The sequence below is a fragment of the Streptomyces sp. NPDC104096 genome (assembly GCF_055584385.1).
Window position 1 is genome coordinate 54,928 of the sequence record NZ_JBVJMD010000027.1, and the last position, 21,898, is coordinate 76,825.

Annotated in this window: 21 protein-coding genes; 6 read left to right on the forward strand and 15 right to left on the reverse strand. The window is 71.4% G+C overall.

Annotation, left to right across the window (positions count from 1 at the left end; genetic code table 11):
- The first annotated feature begins 210 nt into the window (after positions 1 to 210).
- The gene (locus tag ACZ60B_RS25410; protein WP_469390676.1) at positions 211 to 666 is read left to right on the forward strand and encodes a type II toxin-antitoxin system PemK/MazF family toxin; all 456 of its coding nucleotides are present in this window, start codon (positions 211 to 213) and stop codon (positions 664 to 666) included.
- 23 nt (positions 667 to 689) lie between these two features.
- On the opposite strand, the gene ACZ60B_RS25415 is transcribed toward ACZ60B_RS25410, so the two are convergent.
- The 9 genes from ACZ60B_RS25415 to clpS all read right to left on the reverse strand — a co-directional run bounded on the left by ACZ60B_RS25415 (position 690) and on the right by clpS (position 8,473).
- On the reverse strand, positions 690 to 1,226 hold the full coding sequence (locus ACZ60B_RS25415; RefSeq protein WP_469390678.1) for a hypothetical protein: 537 nt from the start codon (positions 1,224 to 1,226) through the stop codon (positions 690 to 692).
- A gap of 128 nt (positions 1,227 to 1,354) precedes the next feature.
- Positions 1,355 to 3,427, reverse strand: a complete 2,073-nt coding sequence (locus tag ACZ60B_RS25420) for a putative Ig domain-containing protein (protein ID WP_469390680.1) — start codon at positions 3,425 to 3,427, stop codon at positions 1,355 to 1,357.
- A 213-nt stretch (positions 3,428 to 3,640) separates the two neighbouring features.
- Positions 3,641 to 4,591 carry a PLP-dependent cysteine synthase family protein gene (locus ACZ60B_RS25425; RefSeq protein WP_469390682.1) on the reverse strand — a complete coding sequence of 317 codons (951 nt, stop codon included), beginning with the start codon at positions 4,589 to 4,591 and terminating at the stop codon, positions 3,641 to 3,643.
- A 17-nt stretch (positions 4,592 to 4,608) separates the two neighbouring features.
- A complete protein-coding gene (locus tag ACZ60B_RS25430; protein ID WP_450660556.1) occupies positions 4,609 to 4,887 on the reverse strand; it encodes a MoaD/ThiS family protein in 279 nt (92 codons plus the stop codon).
- 113 nt (positions 4,888 to 5,000) lie between these two features.
- Positions 5,001 to 5,096, reverse strand: coding sequence for a winged helix-turn-helix domain-containing protein (locus ACZ60B_RS25435; RefSeq protein WP_238427166.1), 96 nt, complete (start codon positions 5,094 to 5,096; stop codon positions 5,001 to 5,003).
- A gap of 79 nt (positions 5,097 to 5,175) precedes the next feature.
- Positions 5,176 to 5,598, reverse strand: a complete 423-nt coding sequence (locus ACZ60B_RS25440) for a M67 family metallopeptidase (protein WP_152892856.1) — start codon at positions 5,596 to 5,598, stop codon at positions 5,176 to 5,178.
- A 132-nt stretch (positions 5,599 to 5,730) separates the two neighbouring features.
- Complete coding sequence (locus tag ACZ60B_RS25445) at positions 5,731 to 7,155, reverse strand: amino acid permease (RefSeq protein ID WP_469390685.1); 1,425 nt, start codon at positions 7,153 to 7,155, stop codon at positions 5,731 to 5,733.
- Positions 7,156 to 7,537: 382 nt separating this feature from the next.
- A complete protein-coding gene (locus ACZ60B_RS25450; RefSeq protein ID WP_469390687.1) occupies positions 7,538 to 8,143 on the reverse strand; it encodes a DUF2017 domain-containing protein in 606 nt (201 codons plus the stop codon).
- 12 nt (positions 8,144 to 8,155) lie between these two features.
- Positions 8,156 to 8,473 (reverse strand): ATP-dependent Clp protease adapter ClpS, encoded by a 318-nt coding sequence (gene clpS, locus ACZ60B_RS25455; RefSeq protein WP_152892859.1) that lies wholly within the window; start codon positions 8,471 to 8,473, stop codon positions 8,156 to 8,158.
- A gap of 96 nt (positions 8,474 to 8,569) precedes the next feature.
- On the opposite strand from clpS, the gene ACZ60B_RS25460 reads away from it, so the two are divergent.
- Positions 8,570 to 9,916, forward strand: coding sequence for a nicotinate phosphoribosyltransferase (locus ACZ60B_RS25460; RefSeq protein WP_469390690.1), 1,347 nt, complete (start codon positions 8,570 to 8,572; stop codon positions 9,914 to 9,916).
- 160 nt (positions 9,917 to 10,076) lie between these two features.
- Positions 10,077 to 10,661: an isochorismatase family protein gene (locus ACZ60B_RS25465; protein WP_450660550.1), complete on the forward strand. Its 585-nt coding sequence runs from the start codon at positions 10,077 to 10,079 to the stop codon at positions 10,659 to 10,661.
- Between the two features lie 55 nt (positions 10,662 to 10,716).
- On the opposite strand, the gene ACZ60B_RS25470 is transcribed toward ACZ60B_RS25465, so the two are convergent.
- Both ACZ60B_RS25470 and ACZ60B_RS25475 read right to left on the reverse strand, forming a co-directional pair.
- Positions 10,717 to 11,046 carry a hypothetical protein gene (locus ACZ60B_RS25470; RefSeq protein WP_469390693.1) on the reverse strand — a complete coding sequence of 110 codons (330 nt, stop codon included), beginning with the start codon at positions 11,044 to 11,046 and terminating at the stop codon, positions 10,717 to 10,719.
- Positions 11,047 to 11,167: 121 nt separating this feature from the next.
- Positions 11,168 to 13,516, reverse strand: a complete 2,349-nt coding sequence (locus ACZ60B_RS25475; RefSeq protein WP_469390695.1) for an immune inhibitor A domain-containing protein — start codon at positions 13,514 to 13,516, stop codon at positions 11,168 to 11,170.
- Positions 13,517 to 13,917: 401 nt separating this feature from the next.
- Here ACZ60B_RS25475 and ACZ60B_RS25480 point away from each other — a divergent pair, with 401 nt between their 5' ends.
- Complete coding sequence (locus ACZ60B_RS25480; RefSeq protein ID WP_469390697.1) at positions 13,918 to 14,232, forward strand: hypothetical protein; 315 nt, start codon at positions 13,918 to 13,920, stop codon at positions 14,230 to 14,232.
- Between the two features lie 111 nt (positions 14,233 to 14,343).
- On the opposite strand, the gene ACZ60B_RS25485 is transcribed toward ACZ60B_RS25480, so the two are convergent.
- Together ACZ60B_RS25485 and ACZ60B_RS25490 are read right to left on the reverse strand one after the other, a co-directional pair.
- On the reverse strand, positions 14,344 to 15,120 hold the full coding sequence (locus ACZ60B_RS25485; protein ID WP_469390699.1) for an RDD family protein: 777 nt from the start codon (positions 15,118 to 15,120) through the stop codon (positions 14,344 to 14,346).
- A gap of 141 nt (positions 15,121 to 15,261) precedes the next feature.
- On the reverse strand, positions 15,262 to 16,767 hold the full coding sequence (locus ACZ60B_RS25490) for an RDD family protein (RefSeq protein WP_469390701.1): 1,506 nt from the start codon (positions 16,765 to 16,767) through the stop codon (positions 15,262 to 15,264).
- A gap of 244 nt (positions 16,768 to 17,011) precedes the next feature.
- Between ACZ60B_RS25490 and ACZ60B_RS25495 the strand changes: the two genes are divergently transcribed.
- On the forward strand, positions 17,012 to 17,488 hold the full coding sequence (locus tag ACZ60B_RS25495) for an SsgA family sporulation/cell division regulator (RefSeq protein WP_469390703.1): 477 nt from the start codon (positions 17,012 to 17,014) through the stop codon (positions 17,486 to 17,488).
- A gap of 88 nt (positions 17,489 to 17,576) precedes the next feature.
- On the opposite strand, the gene ACZ60B_RS25500 is transcribed toward ACZ60B_RS25495, so the two are convergent.
- A complete protein-coding gene (locus tag ACZ60B_RS25500; RefSeq protein ID WP_469390705.1) occupies positions 17,577 to 18,995 on the reverse strand; it encodes an FAD-binding oxidoreductase in 1,419 nt (472 codons plus the stop codon).
- A gap of 92 nt (positions 18,996 to 19,087) precedes the next feature.
- Here ACZ60B_RS25500 and ACZ60B_RS25505 point away from each other — a divergent pair, with 92 nt between their 5' ends.
- On the forward strand, positions 19,088 to 20,557 hold the full coding sequence (locus ACZ60B_RS25505; protein WP_469390707.1) for a tetratricopeptide repeat protein: 1,470 nt from the start codon (positions 19,088 to 19,090) through the stop codon (positions 20,555 to 20,557).
- 94 nt (positions 20,558 to 20,651) lie between these two features.
- Here the strand turns inward: ACZ60B_RS25505 and hppD are convergent, their stop codons facing one another.
- Entirely contained in the window at positions 20,652 to 21,800 is a 1,149-nt protein-coding gene (gene hppD, locus ACZ60B_RS25510) for a 4-hydroxyphenylpyruvate dioxygenase (RefSeq protein WP_469390709.1), read from the reverse strand.
- Between the last annotated feature and the right edge of the window lie 98 nt (positions 21,801 to 21,898).

The window sequence follows — 21,898 nt, forward strand, 5'->3', positions numbered from 1 at the left end:
CAGAAACCTCCGCTGGCGGGAATGCTGGGAAAAGGGGTGACGGGGGTCGTGCGGTCCGTTGAGCGTAAGGCGCAAAACCGTCGGTCGCTCCTCCGCCTGGGGCCGTTGTGGGCGAACTCACCCGTGGTGTCACCGGATCGGCTGGAAGCGGAGCCCGGGGGCGTGGGGGTAAGGCGCGCGGCGGGGATTGCGCGCCGGTAACGTCGTCGTATGGACACGTCATGGTGGCTGGCGCTGGCGGCGGTGGTGCTGCTCGCGCTGGTCGCCGTGCTGGTGGACGGCTGGGGTCGGAGCGGCCGGCCGGCCGGGCGCCGCAGCCGTCCACCGGGACGGCCGGGGCGCAGGAGCGGTGCGGGGCGGCCGCGGCCGGCGGAGATCTGGTGGGCGAGCGTGCCGTACGAGGACCGGCCCGGGGGCAAGGACCGGCCCTGTCTGGTGCTGTCGGTGCACGGGCGGCGGGCGACGGTCGCGAAGATCACCAGCAGGTATCACGACGAGCGGGCCGGGGTGATCCCGCTGCCGCCGGGTGCGGTCGGGGACGCGCAGGGGCGGACGAGTTTCCTGGAGACGGACGAGTTGCGGCAGGTGCCGCTGATGGACTTCCGGCGGCGGGTGGGTGTGGTGGACCCGGTCCTGTGGGACCAGGTGCGGCACCTGGCCGGCTGAGGAACGCGCGCGGTCCCGCGAGTTCAGCGCACCGTCACGGTGACGGTCCATTCCTCGACGCTCTTGCAGGACATCTGGCCGGGGCTGCCGTGCTGGGGGCACACCGGTCGGGAGGAGCCGAGCTTCGCGTCTCCGGCGGCCACCGCGTCGTAGGCGGCGACGGCGTCGCCCGGCAGGATGACGATGCCCGGGTTCGCGGCCTTCAGCGCGCCGCCGCTCGCCGTGACCGGGCTCCAGGGCCGTTCTCTGGTTCCGTCCAGGGTGAGGCGGATCTGGCCGCCCGCCGTCAGGCAGACGGCGCGGCCGTTGTCGGCGGCGGTGAGCTCCACGTGGGAGGTGCAGGCCGGTGAGCCGGAGGTCGCGGAAGGTGTCCCGGACGCCGACGCGCTCGACGGTGTGCTCGGAAACGTGCTCGAAGGAGTACGCGCGGTGGAGGTCGGGGACGGGGACCCCGCGCCGTCGCCGCCCGTGTCCCCGTGCTGCGCGCCGCAGCCCGCGAGGAGGAGCGTCGCCGTGGCGACCGTGGTGACCGTGGTGCGGTGGAGCGTCGTACGGCGCATGGGGGTGACCGCCTTTCCGCCGGAACCGGTGCCTGGTGCAGATGTGACGTTCCACCCGCGCATCCGGATCCCGGAAGGGCCCCGGCCGTTTCGCACGGCCGGGGCCCCCGCTCGGCGGTACGGGCGGGTCAGCTCGTCGTGACGGCGGTGTCGTCCACGACGAAGCTGGTCTGGAGGGAGGAGTCCTCCACCCCGCTGAACTTGATCGTGACCGTCGAGCCCGCGTACGAGGACAGGTCGAAGGTCTTCTGGGTGTAGCCGGTGGCGGCGTTGAGGTTGGAGTACGTCGCCAGGGTGGTCGAACCGGCGGTGACCGTCAGCTTGTCGTACTGGGTGCTGGTGCTGGTCTCGGCGGTGTCGACGTGCAGGTAGAAGGTGAGGCTGGCCCTGCAGCCGGAGGGGACGGTCACCGACTGGGACAGGGTGTCGGTGTGGGTGGAGCCGTAGCCGTCCAGCCAGGCCTTGTACGAACCGGCGTGCGCGGCCTCGTCGGTGTCGTTGGTGATGACGCCGCTGGTCGCGGTCCAGGTGGTGTTGCCGGACTCGAAGCCCGGGTTGCCGAGCAGCTGGGCGGAGGTGCAGGTGCCGCCGCCGGAGGTGCTGACGGTCCAGGTGAAGGAGGCCGAGCCGGTGGCGCCGGTGGAGTCGGTCGCGGTGACGGTGGTGCTGTAGGTGCCCGCGGTGGACGCCGTGCCGGAGATCAGGCCGGTCGAGCCGCCGATGGACAGGCCGGTGGGCAGGCCGGTCGCGCTGTAGGTGAGGGTCGCGCCCGCGCTGTCGCTCGCGGATATCCGGAGGCTGACCGAGCCGCCGGTGGCGGTCGACTGGCTGCCCGGGTTGGTGACGGTCACCGTGTTGCCGGTGCTGGTGCCGGAGGCGAAGGCGGTGGTGCCGTTGGGGGTGCCCCAGCCGGTCGGGCCGTCGTAGCCGGTGGCCGCGGTGCAGAAGTACGAGGTCGAGCAGGAGCCGTTGTTGCCGCTGGTGACGTCGTACAGGTTGGAGGTGTGGGAGTAGGGGTACTTCGCCGGGTAGTCGCTCGAGCCCGGGGTGCCCGCGAGGGCGTAGACGCCGGCGATGATCGGTGCGGAGGCGCTGGTGCCGCCGTAGACCGCCCAGCCGGAGCCGCCGTAGGTGTCGTAGACCGCCACGCCGGTGGCCGGGTCGGCGACCGCGGAGACGTCGGACTCCATGCGCTTGGTGCAGCCGGTGTCGGTCTGCCAGCTCGGCTTGGCGTCGTAGGAGGAGCAGCCGGAGCCGGTGCCCTCGCTGCTGGAGGTCTTCCACACGGTCTCGGTCCAGCCGCGGGTGCTGGAGGAGGTGGACAGTGCGGTGCCGCCGACGGCGGTCACGTACTGGGAGGTCGCCGGGTATTCGGCGCCGTAGCCGGAGTCGCCCGCGGAGACGGTGATGGCGACGCCCGGGTGCTTGAAGTAGGAGGTGTCCTCGCCGGTCTGGGAGGAGGACTCGTCGCCGCCCCAGCTGTTGGAGACGAACTTGGCGCCGAGGGCGACGGCCTCGTTCTCGGCGGTGCCGAGGTCGGAGTCGGTCGCCGAACTGGCCTCGACCAGGATGATGTCGCAGTTCGGGCAGACCGCGCTGACCATGTCGATGTCGAGGGCCTCTTCACCGGCCCAGCCGGTGTCGTTGCTCGGCAGCGAGGTGGTGGAGCCGGTCTGACTGACCTGTTTGAAGCAGCCGTTGGCCTTGGTGCAGGCCGAGAGACCGTACGTCGAGCGGTAAGTGGCGAGGTCCGACTCGGCGTTGGGGTCGTTGTAGGCGTCGACGACGGCGACGGTCAGTCCGGAGCCGCCGGTCGAGGGCAGGTTGTAGGCGCTGTGCAGGTTGGCCGGGCTGAGGCCGGAGGGCGCCGCGGCGGCGAGGGCCGCGGACAGTCGCTGCTCGATGTCGGTGCGCCGCTGGGCGAAGCAGGACGCGTGGCCGGGTTCGGCGGTGGCGCAGAGGTGCTCGGTCGGCACCTTCTGGCCGGCCTCGCCGGTGGCGTGGAAGGTCTGGCGCTTCGGGTCGGTCAGGGCCTTCGCGTTCTGGGTGGACCGGCTGGTGTGGGTGGCGGGGGTGAGGGTCCGCGCCCCGGCCGTCGGTGCCGCGACGAGTCCGGCGACGGTGAGGGCGAGGGCGGGAACCGCGACGGCCAGGAGTCTTCGCAGACTCCGCCGGCGCTTGCTCGGGCGTGACTCACGCATGGGGTGCTGCCTCCGTCAGTGGGGTTCCAGGGCAGGCCCGTGACGCGCGTAGCGGCGGCGACCGCGCAGCCATGAGCATGACACTCAAGGGAGTGCGCCGAGGAACGTAGTCCCGGCCCGAGGACACCGGCAGTACCTGCGAAAGATCTTTGCCGCTCCGTAGAAAGCGTTTAGCCCCCTCATGAGAGGGGGCTGGCGGCTGCTTGATGAGTCCTATGCCCAGAGCTGACCCTGGAGCGTCTCGATGGCCTCCTCCGTCGTGGCGGCCGTGTAGACGCCCGTCGAGAGGTACTTCCAGCCGCCGTCGGCGACGACGAAGACGATGTCGGCGCTCTCGCCGGCCTTGACCGCCTTGTTGCCCACGCCGATCGCGGCGTGCAGGGCGGCGCCGGTGGAGACGCCCGCGAAGATGCCCTCCTGCTGGAGGAGCTCGCGGGTGCGGGTGACGGCGTCCGCGGAGCCGACGGAGAAGCGGGTGGTCAGCACGGAGGCGTCGTAGAGCTCGGGGACGAAGCCCTCGTCGAGGTTGCGCAGGCCGTAGACGAGGTCGTCGTAGCGCGGCTCGGCGGCGACGATCTTGACGTCCGGCTTGTGCTCGCGCAGGAACCGGCCCACGCCCATGAGGGTGCCCGTGGTGCCGAGGCCGGCCACGAAGTGGGTGACGGAGGGCAGGTCGGCGAGGATCTCGGGGCCGGTGGTGGCGTAGTGGGCACCGGCGTTGTCGGGGTTGCCGTACTGGTAGAGCATCACCCAGTCGGGGTGCTCGGCGGCGAGTCCCTTGGCGACGCGCACGGCGGTGTTGGAGCCGCCCGCGGCCGGGGAGGGGATGATCTCGGCGCCCCACATGCCGAGCAGGTCCCGGCGCTCCTGGGAGGTGTTCTCGGGCATGACGCAGACCATGCGGTAGCCCTTGAGCTTGGCCGCCATGGCCAGGGAGATGCCGGTGTTGCCGGAGGTGGGTTCGAGGATCGTGCAGCCGGGGGTGAGCCGGCCGTCCTTCTCGGCCTGCTCGATCATGTGCAGGGCGGGGCGGTCCTTGACGGAGCCGGTGGGGTTGCGGTCCTCCAGCTTGGCCCAGATGCGGACGTCGGAGGACGGCGACAGCCGCGGCAGGCGCACCAGAGGGGTGTTGCCCACCGCGGCCAGCGGGGAGTCGTAGCGCATGGGTGCTCAGGGACCGATCAGGCCATGCCGCCGGCGACGGCCGGCAGGATCGTGACGTTGTCGCCGTCGGCCAGCTTGGTGTTGATGCCGTCGAGGAAGCGGACGTCCTCGTCGTTGAGGTAGACGTTGACGAAGCGGCGCAGTTCGCCGCCGTCCACGATGCGGGCCTGGATGCCCGCATGGCGGGTGTCGAGGTCGGCGAACAGCTCGGCGAGGGTCTCCCCGTTGGCGTCGACCGCCTTCGCGCCGTCGGTGTAGGTGCGGAGGATGGTGGGGATGCGGACCTCGATGGCCATGACTGAGGGCTCCTGTCGGGAGTGGCGGGTTCGGTGGGCGCGCGGCGGTGCCGGGCGTGGTGGCGCGGATCGGGCGCCGCGGCTCACGGGCCGTACGGCGGCAGGGGCCGACGTCAACAGATGGCGCTGGCGAGCCTGCACAGGTCGACGTGCAGCCGCGCCACGAGCAGTGCGCCCGGCGTCTTCTCGCTCACGTCGTACAGAACCATGGGCTCATCGTATCGATTCCCGGTCCGGGTTCCGGAGTGCCGTCCCACATGACGGACCCTTTTTGACCGAGGGGCGAGATCAGTACGCCTCCACGACCTTGACCTCCTCCTCCGTCACCTGGCCTTCGACGATCCGGAAGGAGCGGAACTGGAAGTCGCCGGCGCCGTCGGTGTCCGCGGTGGAGACGAGGACGTAGTGGGCGCCGGGCTCGTTGGCGTAGGAGAGGTCGGTGCGGGAGGGGTAGGCCTCGGTCGCGGTGTGGGAGTGGTAGATGATCACCGGCTCCTCGTCGCGGTCGTCCATCTCGCGGTAGAGCTTGAGCAGGTCCTGGGAGTCGAACTCGTAGAACGTGGGCGAGCGGGCGGCGTTCAGCATGGGGATGAAGCGCTCGGGGCGGCCCTCGCCCACCGGGCCCGCGACGACGCCGCAGGCTTCGTCGGGGTGGTCCTGGCGCGCGTGGTCGACGATCCGGTCGTACAGGGCCTGGGTGATGGTCAGCATGCCGGTCAGGATAGACAGACGGGCCCCGTCGTACCGAAGAGTGGTACGGCGGGGCCCGCATGCCGGACGTCCTGAGCGGCTGCCGCAAGGGGCGCCACGAGTGCTCCCTGCGGCCGGACGTCCTCCGGGTGGTCAGCCCACGTTCTCGAGTTCCGGCTCGCGGCGCTCGGCGACCTGGGGGTTGCGGGCCTTGAGCGCGTACCAGCCGACGGCGAGGGCGGCGGCCCAGCCGGCCATCACGTAGAGGCAGACGCGGGATTCGGCGTCGAAGGCGATGAGGCCGGTGACGAAGAGCAGGAACGCGATGGCGACGTAGCTGAACCTGGCGCCGCCGGGTGCCGGGAAGGAGGAGGCGGGCAGGCGGCCGGCGTCGACGGCACGGCGGTAGAGGACGTGGCTGACCAGGATCATCAGCCAGGTCCAGATGCCGGCCGCGGTGGCGACGGAGGTGACGTAGCCGAAGGCCTTCTCCGGGACGACGTAGTTGAGGACGACGCCGATGCCCATGAAGAGCATGGAGACGGTGATGCCGATGGCGGGGGTCTTGGTGGCGGAGAGCCGGTTGAAGACCTTGGGGGCCTCGCCGTTGTCCGCGAGGGTGCGCAGCATGCGGCCGGTGGAGTACATGCCGGAGTTGCAGGAGGACAGGGCGGCGGTCAGGACGACGAAGTTGACGATGCCCGCGCCCGCCGGGATGCCGATCTTCGCGAACGCCTCGACGAAGGGGCTGACGCCGGGGGCGAACTCGGTCCACTTCACCACGCAGAGGATGACGGTGAGGGCGCCGACGTAGAAGAGGGCGATGCGCCAGGGCAGGGTGTTGATCGCCTTGGGGAGGGTCTTCTCGGGGTTCTCGGACTCGCCCGCGGTGACGCCGACGAGCTCGACGGCGAGGTAGGCGAACATGACGCCCTGGAGGGTCATCAGGGAGGAGCCGATGCCCTTGGGGAAGAAGCCGTCGAACTGCCAGAGGTTGGCGACGGAGGCGGTGTCACCGGCGGAGCTGAAGCCGAAGGTGAGGACGCCGAGGCCGATGACGATCATGCCGATGAGGGCGGTGACCTTGACCATCGAGAACCAGAACTCGATCTCGCCGAAGAGCTTGACGGAGATCAGGTTGGCCACGAACAGGACGATCAGGAACACCAGCGCGGTCACCCATTGCGGGATGCCCGGGAACCAGAAGTGGACGTAGATCGCGGCGGCGGTGAGTTCCGCCATGCCGGTGACGACCCACATCAGCCAGTAGGTCCAGCCGGTGAAGTAGCCGAAGAACGGGCCGAGGAACTCGCGGGAGTACTCCGCGAACGAACCGGAGACGGGACGGTAGAGGAGCAGCTCGCCGAGCGCCCGCATGATGAAGAAGATGACCACGCCCGCGAGGGCGTACATGAAGATGAGACTGGGGCCGGCCTTGGCGATGTTCGCCCCGGCTCCGAGGAAGAGCCCGACGCCGACGGCTCCGCCGATCGCGATCATCTGGACCTGGCGGCTGCCGAGTCCGCGCTCGTACCCCTCTTCGGGGGTGCTGTCCTTGTCGACCTGCGCAGAGGTCATGTGTGGTGCGCCTTTCTCCATGCCGAACCGGGCCTTTCGTCGGCCTCGGATCGGGTTGCGATCCCCCCGGATGTATGGAGCGAGCGGGCTCGGGGCTCTCCGATTCCGCTCCGTGCCTGGCCGACGGTCGTCGGCTCGGTGGCGCACCCGGCGGGGGCATGGGTGGTCCTCGCCGGGCGGTCGTGAAGATTTATCACGGCCTTACTCTTGATCGCCCAGGCGATTTGTGGCGTATCACACAAGAAGAAGCGGCCAAAGGGTGCACAAAGTGGACACAGTCGGCCGCCGCGGTAACGCGATCGTTATTCGGATTTGAGCGTCCGCTGAGCGAACGCCCCCTCGATGGACCAGGGGGCGCCGGTCCGGACATGAAGTGCGCCCGTCAGGGCAGGAGGGTGGACACGAGCGTCTCCTGGAGGCCGCCCAGCCAGAGATAGGCCATCACCATCGGCTTGCGCGGGTCCTCGTCCGGGAGGCGGTAGAGGAGGTCGGTGTCGTCCTCGTCGGTGATCTCCAGCCGGGCGCCGATCGCCAGCCGCAGGTCGTTGAGGGCGCTCAGCCACTGCCGGGACTCGCCGGGCGACAGCTTGAGCACCGCGTCGCTGTCACCGGCGGCGGAGGTGAGCGCGTCCAGGGTCCGGATCACCGCCAGCGCGTTCTCGCGCTTGCCCGCCCGCAGGTCGTTCTCGGTGTACCGGCGGAACTCCGCGGAGTGCGCCCGCTGCTCCTCCGCCTCCTCGGGCCCCGGGACGGCCTCCGGGTCGCCGTAGGCGTCGGGGAAGAGCCGCCTGAGGACCGGGTCGGCGGGCGGCTCGCTCGGGCCCTCGGCGAACAGCTCGGCGAGCGGGTCGGCCGAGGCGTCCTCGGCCGGGCCGGGACCGATGAGTTCCAGGAGCTGGACGGTCAGCGAGCGGATGATGGAGATCTCGACGTCGTCGAGGGCGACGGCCGCGCCGCCGCCGGGGAGCGGTTCGAAGTGTCCTGGCATGGAGGCGATTCGCTACTTCCGGTCCTGCTGGAGGGTGGCCCACAGACCGTAGCCGTGCATGGCCTGCACGTCGCGTTCCATCTCCTCGCGACTGCCGCTGGAGACGACCGCCCGGCCCTTGTGGTGGACGTCGAGCATGAGCTTGGTGGCCTTGTCCTTGGTGTAGCCGAAGTACGACTGGAAGACGTACGTCACATAGCTCATCAGGTTGACCGGATCGTTGTGGACGATCGTGACCCAGGGGACGTCGGGCTCGGGTACGGCGAAGACCTCCTCCGCCGACTCGGTGCGTTCGATCTCCAGGGGTGCGGGTGACGTCACAGAGCCCATGCTGCCACCCGAGGGGGGTGGTCGCACAAACAGGTCGCCCGCGGCGCCCCGAAACTGAAATCGTCAGAGTGACGAAATGGGAGTACGATCCGGGTCATGGACGTAGCGGACCTTGGGCTGCCGGTGGATGTTCCCTCGACGGCGCTCTTCACCGACCAGTACGAACTGACCATGCTCCGGGCCGCGCTCGAGGCGGGCACCGCCGAGCGGCGCAGCGTGTTCGAGGTGTTCACCCGGCGGCTGCCCGAAGGGCGGCGCTACGGCGTCGTCGCGGGCACCGGGCGCGTGCTGGACGCGATCGAGAACTTCCGCTTCGACCCGGACGTCCTCGCCTTCCTGCGCGAACGCTCCGTCGTCGACGAGGCGACCCTGGCCTGGCTCGCCGCCTACCGGTTCTCCGGTGACGTGTGGGGCTACCCCGAGGGCGAGGTGTACTTCCCGGGCTCACCGATCATGCGGGTCGAGGGCTCCTTCGCGGAGTGCGTGCTGCTGGAGACGGTGATCCTGTCCGTCCTCAACCACGACTCGGCGATCGCGGCCGCCGCCTCCCGGATGTCCTCCGCCGCCGGCGGGCGGCCGCTGATCGAGATGGGCGCCCGGCGCACCCACGAGCTGGCCGCGGTCGCCTCGGCGCGCGCCGCGTACGTGGGCGGTTTCAGCTCCACCTCCGACCTGGCGGCCGGTTTCCGCTACAACATCCCGACCGTCGGCACCTCCGCGCACGCCTTCACCCTGCTGCACGACCGGGAGCGGGACGCGTTCCGGGCGCAGGTCGCCTCGCTGGGCCGGGGCACGACCCTGCTGGTGGACACCTACGACGTCGCCGAGGCGGTCCGTACGGCGGTCGAGATCGCCGGGCCCGAGCTGGGCGCGGTGCGCATCGACTCCGGCGACCTGCTGCTGGTCGCGCACCGGGTGCGCCAGCAGCTCGACGAGCTGGGCGCCACCGACACGAAGATCATCGTGACCTCGGACCTGGACGAGTACGCGATCGCCTCGCTGGCGGCGGCGCCGGTGGACGCGTACGGCGTCGGTACGCAGCTGGTGACCGGGTCCGGGCACCCGACCTGCTCGATGGTGTACAAGCTGGTCGCCCGGGCCAATTCCACCGATCCGAAGGCGCCGCTGCTGCCGGTGGCGAAGAAGTCCGGCGGCGGCAAGACCTCCGTCGGCGGCCGCAAGTGGGCCGCGCGGCGGCCGGACGCGTACGGGGTCGCCGAGGCCGAGGTGGTCGGCACGGGAGCGGTGCCGGCCGAGCTGATCGACCGGCGGCTGCTGGTCGAGCTGGTCAAGGGCGGCTCGGTCGTGGCCCGCGAGCCCCTGGACGTCGTACGCGACCGGCACCGGACGGCCGTCGCCGGTCTGCCGCTGTCGGCCACCCAGCTGTCCCGGGGAGAACCCGTCATTCCTACGGAGTACGTCCACGGACGGTCGGGTAACTAGAGCGAGTACCCGCACGCATGCCCCCGGCCACCCCCTCCCGTACCGCCCGCGAAGTCTCTAGGCTCGGAACTTCGCGGCCCGGTCCCCGTCCCGCGCCGTCCCCCGACGTCTCCTCCCGTCCTCTCCCCCACCGCGATCCCACTGCCGAAGGACACCCGCCATGCGCCGCGCCCTGATCGTCGTAGATGTGCAGAACGACTTCTGCGAGGGAGGCAGCCTCGCGGTGGCCGGGGGTGCCGATGTCGCCGCCGCGATCACCGAGCTGATCGGGCAGGCGCCCGCCGGCTACCGGCACGTGGTGGCCACCCGTGACCACCACATCGCGCCCGGCGGCCACTTCGCCGACAACCCCGACTTCGTCCGCTCCTGGCCCGCGCACTGCGTCGCCGGTACGGAGGGGGTGGGCTTCCACCCGAACTTCGCGCCCGTGGTCGCCTCCGGGGCGATCGACGCCGTGTTCGACAAGGGGGCCTACTCGGCGGCGTACAGCGGCTTCGAGGGCGCCGACGAGAACGGGGTCACGCTGGGCGACTGGCTCAGGGCGCGGGAGATCGAGGAGGTGGACGTGGTGGGCATCGCCACCGACCACTGCGTACGGGCCACCGCCCTGGACGCGGTACGGCAGGGCTTCCGCACCCATGTGCTCCTCGACCTGACCGCCGGGGTGGCCGAGGAGAGCACCGGCCGGGCCCTGGAGGAGCTGCGGGCGGCGGGGGTGGAGCTGACCGGCAAGCCGGTCGTCTGACGCGCGGGCCGACCGGGACGTGGGGCGACCCGCGCCCGGGGGCCCGGCGTGCCGCTCAGGCGGGGGCCGTCGGGCGTCTGAGCAGGGCGCGGATGGGGCGCCACAGCTCCGGCGGGGTGACCTCGCCGTCGGGCGCCTTGCGCCATATCAGGCCGTCGGGATGGTGCAGGACCGCGGTGATCTCGTCCGGGGTCGGCGGGGCCGCGTTGCCCCGCAGGTAGACGGCGCGCAGACCGAGGTTGCGCAGCCTGGTCAGGGCCCGGGCACGGTTGCGGGCGTGCACGAGCACCCGGACACCGCACGAGCCGTCGGCGTCGGGGCTGGGCAGGTTCAGCGCCACCACCACCATGCCGTCCGGCAACTTGCAGAAACCTCCCACAGCCATGCGGTCACACCCCCGTGCGTATCGGTGTCAATAAGAAATCCACAGCACGCACCTAAACACGATCGGCGGCAACCCGCCAAGGGGCTGCCGCCGATATGCCTGTGACCTGCTAAAACGCCGTTTACTTGAAGGAGGGGCTGACCACGAGCTTGATCGTCGAGCCGCTCAGCGGCTGCTGGACGATCGTGATCCGGGTGTTGGTGTCAGTGATCTTGACGCCGGCCCGCGGGTTCGACGCGTCGTAGTACGTCGACTTGCCGTCGTCGAAGACCGGGACCCCGGCCTGCGACTTGATCTTGGTGGCGACGTCGGCCTTGTGCAGCGTGACGGCGTCGGTCGGGTACCAGCCGAACGGGGAGTCGTAGGCCTGGATGCGGTTGCGCATCAGCGTGCCGTCCGCCCACTTCAGCGGCGTCGGGTGGGAGTCGATCGGCAGGATCAGACCCGTGCCCGGGTGCGCGCTGGTGTTGTCGTCGACCTGGGAGGTGTCCCACTTCCAGATCAGCAGACCGGTCTGGTAGCCGTAGTGCTCCACCCAGTCCGGACGGGTCGTCGAGAAGCCGAAGTTGTACGGACCGGTCTTCAACTGCTGGTCGTACGACACGTACTGGCGGTTCTCGGCGATGTAGTACTGGTCGTAGTCGTCCGTGACGGACGCGCCGACGCGGGTGAAGCCGGCCGCCGTCCAAGCAGCGTCCGCGGCCTCGGCGTTGTCGGAGAACACCGTGGCACCGTCGGCCGTCACGGTGATCTCGTCGGCCGTGAAGCCCTTCAGCGCCGCGCCGCCGTCGGTCTGGTAGCGGAAGCGCAGGTCGACCTTCTTGCCCGCGTAGGCGTCGAGCGGGAACGTCAGCTTCTGGTACGCGGCCACCGAGCCGGTGAGGGCGGGCTTGCCGCTGCCGTCACGCGGAATGGCGGTGCCGTCGGCCAGAGTTCCGTCGACGGGCGTCCAGTTGGCGCCGCCGTCGGTGGACACCTCGGTGTAGAGGTAGTCGTAGTCCTGCTCGATGTCCCACCAGCCGTCGAGGGTGAGGCTCGCGGACGCCTTGCCGGTCAGATCGACCGAGCGGGTCAGGGTGTTGTGCAGGTCGTTGCCGCTGCCGCTCCACCACTGCGTGGCGCCCTGGGCCGGGGTGACGACGTCCGTGGTGACCGTCTTCTTCGGCAGCTTGACCACGAGGGCCTGCGGGTTCTTGGTGTTGTACTCCGCGACGCCCAGCGTGTGCGCGGACAGCTTGCCGGCCTTCGCCAGGTCGTAGTCGAGCCAGCCGAGCTGGAGCTTGTCCCAGGCGTTCATGTCGCCGGGCAGGTCGCCGATGGCGTCCTTGCCGGTGCCGAGCCAGGAACCGGACGACATCAGCGTCCAGAAGCCGGTGGAGTTCTCGCCGCCCGCGGTGTCGTACTCGTCGGGCAGACCGAGGTCGTGGCCGTACTCGTGGGCGTAGACGCCCAGGCCGCCGTTCTCCGGCTGGATGGTGTAGTCGCCGACCCAGATGCCGGTGTCACCGATCTGCGTGCCGCCGAGCTTGTTGGTGTCCGGGCCGGTGGAGCCGGCGTCGGTGCCGAAGGCGTACCAGCGGTGCGCCCAGATCGCGTCCTCGCCCTGGGCGCCGCCGCCCGCGGACTCGTCCTCACCGGCGTGCACGATCTGGAAGTGGTCGATGTAGCCGTCGGGCTCGTTGAAGTTGCCGTCGCCGTCGTAGTCGTAGCGGTCCCACTGGTCGTACTGGGCCAGCTCGGTCCTGATCGCGGCGGCGGTGTCGCCGGCCGCCTCGCGCTCGGCGACCCAGGCGTTGACGCCGTCCTGCACCGCGTACCAGGCGCCGGTGGCGGCGTCGTTGGAGCCGTAACGGGCCTCGTTGTAGGGGACCTTGACCCAGTCGGTGACCTCGCCGTCGACCGAGTAGCGGCCCGAGGACTGCTTCTCGTAGTACTTCTTCAGCGACTCGGTGTTCTTGCCGGTGCCGAAGTACAGGTCCTGGAAGTGCGCCTGGTCGTAGTCCGCCTGCCAGGCGGTGCTGTTGTCCTGGGCGCGGTCCGGCGCGGCGATCTGGTTGTGCAGCGGGCCCGCGGTGCCGCCGTAGCGGCTGTCGACCTGGTCGCCGAACTCGACCAGGATCGTGAAGATCTTGTCGGTCTTCTCGCGGCCGAGCTCGACGTACTTGCTGCCGCCCTGCTTGCCCTTCAGCTGGACGACCTGCGAGCCGTTGCGGTCCTTGACCGTGGCCTGGCCGGCTATGACCTGCTGGAGAGCCTCCTTGCGCTGGGCGTCCTGAGTCTTGCTCAGGGGCCCGTCGAAGTCGTGCTCCTTGCTCTTGACCGGCTGCGGATCGTGCCGGTCCACCACGGGGCTTCCCGCGGACGTGCTCTCCGCGGCCTGCGCCACCGCGAAGGTCGAGAACGTCACCGAGGCCGCCGCTAGGGCGACGACCGTGGCGGCCGCTCTGAAGGTCCTGGGTCTGCTGCTCACTTGATGTCCTCCCCTGACGCAACCGGACGCGCGGAAGGGGGGCCTGTTCATGAAAGGTCCGCGCACGGTTAAACGCGTGTAGTCAAGTGACGTCATTTGACTACTGGTTTACGAGAAAAGACAGACCTTGACTTGAGCAGGACAACTGCACTATGCGAAGCGTGAGTTCGCATTACGGACATGGGGCTGTAACACAGCAGGCGCGCAGGGAGGTCCAGTTGGCGGACTCCATGACTCCGTGCGCCCCCCGTGCACCAGCGCTGTCGGTAAGGTCACGCTTACCGTTCGTTCCGCTCGGGCATGCAGCCGATTAGAGTCGACTGGCGGAAGGCCAGGAAGTCGGCGGAATGCCAGGCCGCTACCCCCTCTGACCCCCTTTCTCATCCGAGGACACGATTGCCATGCCTCGTCCGACTGCCGCACAGCTCGCCTACGGTTCGTCCACCGTGATCTTCTCGACGCTCGCCATGCTGCTGCTGTCACAGACGAGTTCGGGTGTGGGGATCTCGGTCATCGCCCTCGCGGCGCTCGCGCTGGGACTCCTGGTCTCGATGACGGTCCCCCTGCCCGGGTCACGCGCCGCCGCCACCGCTTCGGCCGGGGCGCGCACGGCCGCCGGGGCCCCGGTCTCGCCCGAACTCGTCGAGACCGCCCAGGGCGTCCATGGTGTCGAGGCCGTCGCGACCGTCGAGGAGCGGGTGCCGACGGCTTCCTGACCGCGCTCGGCACACTGCCGGTTCGGCACGTCGTCGATTCCGAACACTGCCGGTCCCGAACGCGGTCGGCGGGCCCGTGTTCCCACGGGCCCGCCGTTTCGTCGTCCTGCGTCAACCGGTGCTGACCACCACCGTCTTGGCAGCCTTGTCGTGCAGACCCTGCTTGTAGGGCCGGTCGAAGAAGCTCCAACCGCCCGCGACGGCGGTCCAGATGCAGGCGCAGCAGAAGGCGAACGGGATCCACAGCACCGCCGCGCGCACCAGCGAGGTCTGCGTGGAGGGCGTCGCGCCGTTGTCGAGGTCCGCCACCCGCATGCCGAGCCACTTCTTGCCGAGGGTCTGCCCCGACCTGCTGATCAGGTAGGTGTCGTAGGCGATGTAGAGCACCGCGGCGACGAGGGACTGCGTGAAGGACCTGCCGTAGGAGATCCTGTCGGCGTCCATCCCGAACTCGTGGGCCCCGATGGGCCAGGTGACCAGCCAGACCACGATGCCGACGAGGACCATGTCGATGATCCGGGCGAGGGTACGCCTGCCGCTGTCCGCGAGCGGGGGCATGCCGGCCAGCGGGTCGGCCGGGTACTGGCCGCCGCCGTAGGGGCCTCCGCCGCCGTACGGGTCCCCGCCGTAGGGGCCGCCGCCGTGGGGCGGGGGCTGGCCGCCGTAAGGGCCGCCACCGCCCGGAGGCGGCTGACGGCCGTCGTACGGGCCGCCGCCCTGGTGCCATCCCCCGCCCGGAGGCGGCTGACCGCCCGGAGGCGGGGTCTGCGGACCGCCCTGGGGTGTGTCGTACGGCGAGCCCGCGCCCTGCCCGGGCGGGGGCTGCTTTCTGAACGGGTCGTCGTCCGGTGGCTGCGGTCCGGAGCCGGGGGGCGGTTCGCTGCTCATGGCCCGAGTCGACCCCGAACCCTCCGGTTCCGCATCCGGCGAGCGGCCGTCCGGAGTACGGACCACGGCCGCGCCCCGGCCGTCACGGTCAGCCCGTCGTGGTCAGCCCGCGGTCGGTCCCTCGCGGTCGGTCCCTCGTGGTCAGTCCGCCACGAAGGTGTGGGCTGCCTTGTCGTGCCAGCACTGGTGCCACGGGCGGTCGAACAGGCACCACAGGACGCCCACGACGCCGAAGCCGAGCAGCCCGGGAACGCTGTAGACGAGCCAGCGGCGCAGGGCCGCGCCGAAGGCCGGGGGCTCGTGGCCCTCGATGTCCCGCACCTCCAGACCGAGCAGCTTCTTGCCCAGCGTCCGGCCCCAACGGGCGGTGGGCAGCACCTCGTAGAGGACACCGAAGCCGAGCAGGACGGCGAGCACGATCCCGAGGTACACCGACGTCGTGCCGTCGAGCAGCCAGACCGTGACGGTCCGGCCGGACAGCTTGGCCGCGTCGATCTTCTCGTCGACGTGGTCGATCGCCTTCGTGCCGAGCGGGACGGCGGCGGCGGAGGTGACCGCCGCGAGGACCAGGGTGTCGACGAACCGGGCGGCGAACCGCTTGCCGAGCCCCGCGGGCCGGGCCGCCGCCTGACGCCGGGCGGCCGCCTGGAACACGTCCTCGACCGGCGGCTTCCACGGCGCCACGGGCCCGCCGTCCTGCGCGCCCGCCAACCGGTGCACCTGCTGCGCCCAGGAGGGCTGTCCGCCGCCCGCCCCGCCGCCCATCGGCGTCATCGGCAGACCGCCCGCGGCGGCAGCGGCGGGGGCCGGAGCGGGCGTGCCGAGCGGTGCGGCCTGCGGGGGGACGCCGGCGGCCGCGGGAGCCTCCGCCGAGGTCCGTCCCGGCGCCTGCCCGGGTGCCTGTCCTGGCGTCTGGGCGGCCGCCGCGCGGGCCGCCGCGGCCTTCCCGGCCCCGAAACCGGGCCGTGGGCCGGCGGCGCCGGCCGGGGAAGCCCCGACGGGACCCTGCGGACCCGACCCCGGCGCACCGTCCTGCTGCGCCGTGCGCGGGGGAACGGGCCGGAAGGTCATGGTGCCGTCGTCCCCGACGGGGCCGGAGGCCTCACCCGGGGCCGGGGCGCCCGGCGTCGCCGCGGGCCCGACCGTCGGCCGACGCAGGACGAACGAGTCGTCGACGGCACGCTCGGCGGGGTCCGCGGCCGCGGGAGGCGTCGCCGTACCGTCCGTACCGGCCGGGCGGCCGCCGGACGCGGTCACCCGGGGGTCGGCGGCCTGCGGGGTGCCCCAGGAGACCCGGCGGTCCTTGTCCGCGCCGAAGCCGGACTGCCGGGCAGGGTCGGCGCCCCAGGCCGACGCGGGCTCGGGACGGCTGCCGTGCTGGGCTTCGGCCGGGGTGACCGGACGCGGCTGCGGGTCCTCGTCGAAGAAGTGCGGGCCGGTCTCCTCGACCGGCGCGGGCGCGGGCGCGGGCGGCTGCGGGGCGGCGGCCAGCGGGACGAGCGGCGCTCCGTCGGACGGGGCCGGACGGCTGGTGCCCGGTACCCAGGAGGCACCGTTCCAGTACCGGACATAGCCAGGAATGGACGGGTCCGGGTAGTACCCCTCGCGGGGCCTGTCGTCACCGGATGCCGGGGTTGGGGCGCTCATGTCCGTCGTCCCGTATCTGCTCGGAGGTCAAATGAGGGCCTCCACATCTATCAGACGAGCGCAATCCGCACCGCCACTCCCGCCCGACCCGCCCCTTTCCGGGCAACCTCGTGCATCTGCTTCACACGCTCGGAAGGAAGTCCGGAGAAAAGTTCCGCGAATCCGCGTAATGGTTGCCTCCCGCGCCTCTCTCCCCCGGGCGGGCCCATCCCGGCGGCCCCGCACGAGAGAGGAACGCAGCGCCATGAAGGAGACCGTGGTCGAGCGCGAGCTGGAGCTCACGCTCATCCTGTCGCCGGAGCACAGCATCCCCGTCCCGGCCCGGCTCATCTACCGCGCAGCCGATCCGTACGCCGTCCACATCGGCTTCCACATCCACTCCGAGCACCCCGTGCACTGGACCTTCGCCCGTGAGCTGCTGGTGGAGGGGGTGTTCCGGCCGTGCGGACACGGGGACGTGCGGGTGTGGCCGACGAAGGTCGAAGGCCGGGGCGTGGTGCTGATCGCGCTCAGCGCGCCGGAGGGGGACGCGCTGCTGGAGGCCCCGACGGCGCAGGTGTCGGCCTGGCTGGAGCGCACGCTGCGGCTGGTTCCGCCGGGGACGGAGGGCGGGCGGCTCGGGCTGGACGACGGCCTGACCGAACTGCTCGCCCCGACACCCGTGGACGAGCTGTGGCTGCGCGACCCGTGGCCGTCGGACGAGTCCCAGGACGGGGAGTGAGGCGCGGGATCCCTCTAGGGGGAGTGCGGCGCGGGTCCCGGCGGGCGGTGCGCCGCGGGTCCCGGCGGGCGGTGCGCCGCCGGGCGGATCAGAACAGCTTGCCCGGGTTCAGGATGCCCAGCGGGTCGAAGACCTGCTTGACCGCCCGCTGCATCTCCAGCCCCACCGGCCCGAGTTCACGCGCCAGCCACTCCTTCTTCAGCACGCCCACGCCGTGCTCGCCGGTGATGGTGCCGCCGAGCTCCAGGCCGAGCGCCATGATCTCGTCGAAGGACTCGCGGGCCCGCGCGGACTCCTCGGGGTCCTGGGCGTCGAAGCAGACCGTCGGGTGGGTGTTGCCGTCACCCGCGTGCGCGCAGACGCCGATGGTCAGCCGGTACTTCTCGGCGATCCGCTCGACCCCCTCCAGCATCTCGCCGAGCCGCGAGCGCGGCACGCACACGTCGTCGATCATCGTCGTGCCCTTGACCGCCTCCAGCGCGACGAGCGACATCCGGCGCGCCTGGAGCAGCAGTTCGGACTCGGCGGCGTCGTCGGCCGGCACCACCTGGGTGGCGCCGGCCGCCTCGCACAGGGCGGCGACGGCCGCGAGGTCGGCGGCCGGGTCGGGTGTGTCGAAGGCGGCCAGGAGCAGCGCCTCGGTGGTCTCCGGCAGGCCCATGTGGGCGAGGTCGTTGACGGCCTTCACCGTCGTACGGTCCATGAGTTCGAGGAGGGACGGCACATGCCCTCCGGCCATGATCCGGCAGACCGCGTCGCAGGCGGCGGCAGCGGACGCGAACTCGGCGGCCAGCACCAGCTGGGCCGGCGGCTTGGGCCGGAGCGCCAGCACGGCCCGTACGACGATGCCGAGCGAGCCCTCGGAGCCGACGAACAGCCGGGTCAGGTCGTACCCGGCGACGCCCTTGGCGGTGCGGCGGCCGGTGGACATCAGCCGGCCGTCGGCGAGCACCACGTCCAGGCCGAGGACGTACTCGGCGGTGACCCCGTACTTCACGCAGCACAGGCCGCCGGAGGCGGTGCCGATGTTGCCGCCGATCGTGCACGTCTCCCAACTGGAGGGGTCGGGCGGGTAGTACAGCCCGTGCTCGTCGACCGCCCGGGACAGGACGGCGTTGACGACGCCCGGCTCGACGACGGCGATCCGGTCGACCGGGCTGATCTCCAGGATCCGGTCCATCTTCGTCAGCGACAGCGCGATACAGCCCTCGGAGGTGTTGGCGCCGCCGGACAGGCCGGTGCGGGCGCCCTGCGGGACGACCGGGACGCGCAGTTCGGTGGCGACCCGCATGACGTGCTGGACCTGTTCGACCGTACGCGGGAGCACGACCGCGGCCGGGGCGCCGGCCGGGCAGAAGCTGGCCATGTCGTTGGCGTACGAGGCGGTGACGTCGGGGTCGGTGAGGACCGCGTCGGCGGGCAGGCCGTCCCGGAGACGGTCGAGGAGGGTTCCGGTCGCGTTTCCGGTCGCTTCGTCACGAGGCGCTTCGATACGGCTCATGATCAAAGGTTCGCACTCGCGGCCATCGGTGTGAACCCCGTCCGCGGCTCCCTTCGGCTGCCGCGCTGCGGTGGCCGCGCTCCCGCACAGTGAGCGCCATGGACGGACAACCACCGACTTCCGTGACCTCGTCCGGACGGCCGGCTTCCGCCGGGCGTGTCGTCCGGCGGCTGCTGCTCGTCGCGGCCTTGGTGTGCATCACGCTGGGCGCGACGCTGTTGCTGCTGCCGACGACGACGCTGCGGCCGGCCGTGGGGCACCCCGCTCCGGCACACGGGGCCCCGGCGTACGGGGCGCGGGCACTGGCCGCGGTCAGGGACGGGGTGCCGGCGGCGCTGCCCGATCTGACGGCGCTGATCGGGCAGCGGGAGACGTATCTGCGGGTCCACCCGAAGGACGCCGCGTCATGGGCGGTGCTCGGGGCCGCCTATGTGGAGCGGGGGCGGCGGACGGCGCAGACCGCCTACTACCCGCGGGCCGAGGAGGCGCTGCGCACCTCGCTGAGCAGGCAGCCCAAGGGCAACCCGGAGGCGCTGGACGGACTTGCGGCGCTGGCGAACGCGCGCCGTGACTTCCCGGCCGCGCGCAAGTGGGGCGAGACGGCGCTGAAGCAGGCGCCGAAGCGGTGGACGACGTATCCGCTGCTGATCGACGCGTACACCGGGCTCGGCGACTACAAGAAGGCCCGCAGCACCCTCGACAAGCTGATGGCGCTGCGCAAGGGGCCGGCCACGCTGGCGGAGGCCGCCGCGGTCTACCGGGACCGGGGCTGGCGCGAGGACGCGGCGGCCACGGTCGCCGACGCGGCGGCGGGCGCGCAGGGCCCGGCGGAGCAGGCGGCGTACCAGGAGCAGGCCGGGCAACTGGCGTGGGAGCGCGGGGACACGGCGGAGGCGCTGCAGCGCTACGGGGAGGCGGTACGGCTGGACCCCGACCAGTGGGCCGCGCGGGCCGGTCAGGGGCGGGTGCTGGCGGCGCTGGGGCGGACGCCGGAGGCGGTGGCCGCCTACCGGTCGGCGCTGGCCAGGCAGCCGCTGCCGCAGTACGCGCTGGAGCTGGGCGAGCTGTACGAGTCGGTGGGCCTCGGGCAGAAGGCGCAGGAGCAGTACGACGTGCTGCGGAGGCGGGTCGGCGACGCTGCCAAGGGAGGGGCGGACGAGGAGCTGGTGCTCGGGCTGTTCGAGGCGGACCACGGCGATCGGGAGTCCGCGGTGCGGCGTCTGCGCGCCGAGTGGAAGCGGCAGCCGGGTATCGCGGTGGCCGACGCGCTGGGGTGGGCGCTGCACCGGACCGGGGAGGACAAGGAGGCGCTGAAGTTCGCCGGGACCGCGACGGACAAGGTGCACGGCGGCGGGGTGCGCAGCGCCCTGTACGCGTATCACCGGGGGGTGATCGAGCAGCATCTGGACCGGCTCGGTTCCGCGCGCCGGCATCTCCAGGACGCGCTGCGGATCAATCCGGACTTCTCGCCGCTGGGGGCGCCGGCCGCGCGGGCGGCGCTGGCACAGCTGGGCGAACCGGACGACAGTCTGCCGGCGGACGTGAAGGGTCCGGGCGGCGGGAGATAGACGAGAGACGGGGGCGGCGCAGCCGCGACGGGCCGACCGGGTACCGGTCGGCCCGTCGCGCGGGCGGTTACAGCGGGAGGGTCACCGCGGGCGGTTACAGGTTGCCGCGCTTCTCCTGCTCGCGCTCGATCGCCTCGAACAGGGCCTTGAAGTTGCCCTTGCCGAAGCCCATCGAGCCGTGCCGCTCGATCATCTCGAAGAAGACGGTCGGACGGTCCTGGACCGGCTTGGTGAAGATCTGGAGCAGGTAGCCGTCCTCGTCGCGGTCGGCGAGGATCTTCAGCTCGCGCAGGGTCTCCACGGGGACGCGGGTGTCGCCGACCCACTCGCCGAGGGTGTCGTAGTAGGAGTCGGGGGTGTCCAGGAACTCCACGCCGGCCGCGCGCATCGTCCGTACCGTGCGCACGATGTCGTTCGTGTTGAGGGCGATGTGCTGGACGCCGGCGCCGCCGTAGAACTCCAGGTACTCGTCGATCTGGGACTTCTTCTTGGCGACGGCGGGCTCGTTGATCGGGAACTTGACCTTGAGCGTGCCGTCGGCGACGACCTTCGACATCAGCGCGCTGTACTCGGTCGCGATGTCGTCGCCCACGAACTCCTTCATGTTCGTGAAGCCCATGACCTGGTTGTAGAAGCCGACCCACTCGTTCATCCGGCCGAGCTCGACGTTGCCGACGCAGTGGTCGACGGCCTGGAAGGTGCGCTGGGCGGGCGGCTCGACGATCGGTCCCGCGGTCACGAACCCGGGCAGGTACGGGCCGTCGTAGCCGGAGCGGTCGACGAGCGTGTGGCGGGTCTCGCCGTACGTCGCGATCGCGGCCAGGACCACCGTGCCGTGCTCGTCCTTGAGCTCGTAGGGCTCGGCGACCGAGCGGGCGCCGTGCTCGATCGCGTAGGCGTACGCGCGGCGGGCGTCCGGGACCTCGATGGCGAGGTCGACGACGCCGTCGCCGTGCTCGGCCACGTGCTGGGCCAGGAAGTGGCCCCAGGCGGTGGTGGGCTTGATCACGGAGGTGAAGACGAAGCGGGCCGAGCCGCTCTCCAGGACGTAGCTCGCGGTCTCGCGGTTGCCGTTCTCCGGTCCGGAGTAGGCCACCCGGCGCATGCCGAAGGCGCTGGAGTAGTAGTGCGCGGCCTGCTTGGCGTTGCCCACGGCGAAGACGACCGCGTCCATTCCCTTGACCGGGAAGGGATCGTCCTGCCGGGCGGTCGTGTCGGGAGTGTGGTCTGTGGTCTGGGTCATGGCGGCAGCCTGGACCGGCCCTGCAAGGTGCGCAACAGTTCGCGTATTCATTGGGCAATCTGTGCAGCAGAATGCCCGTGACGGCGGGCTTTCTGTAC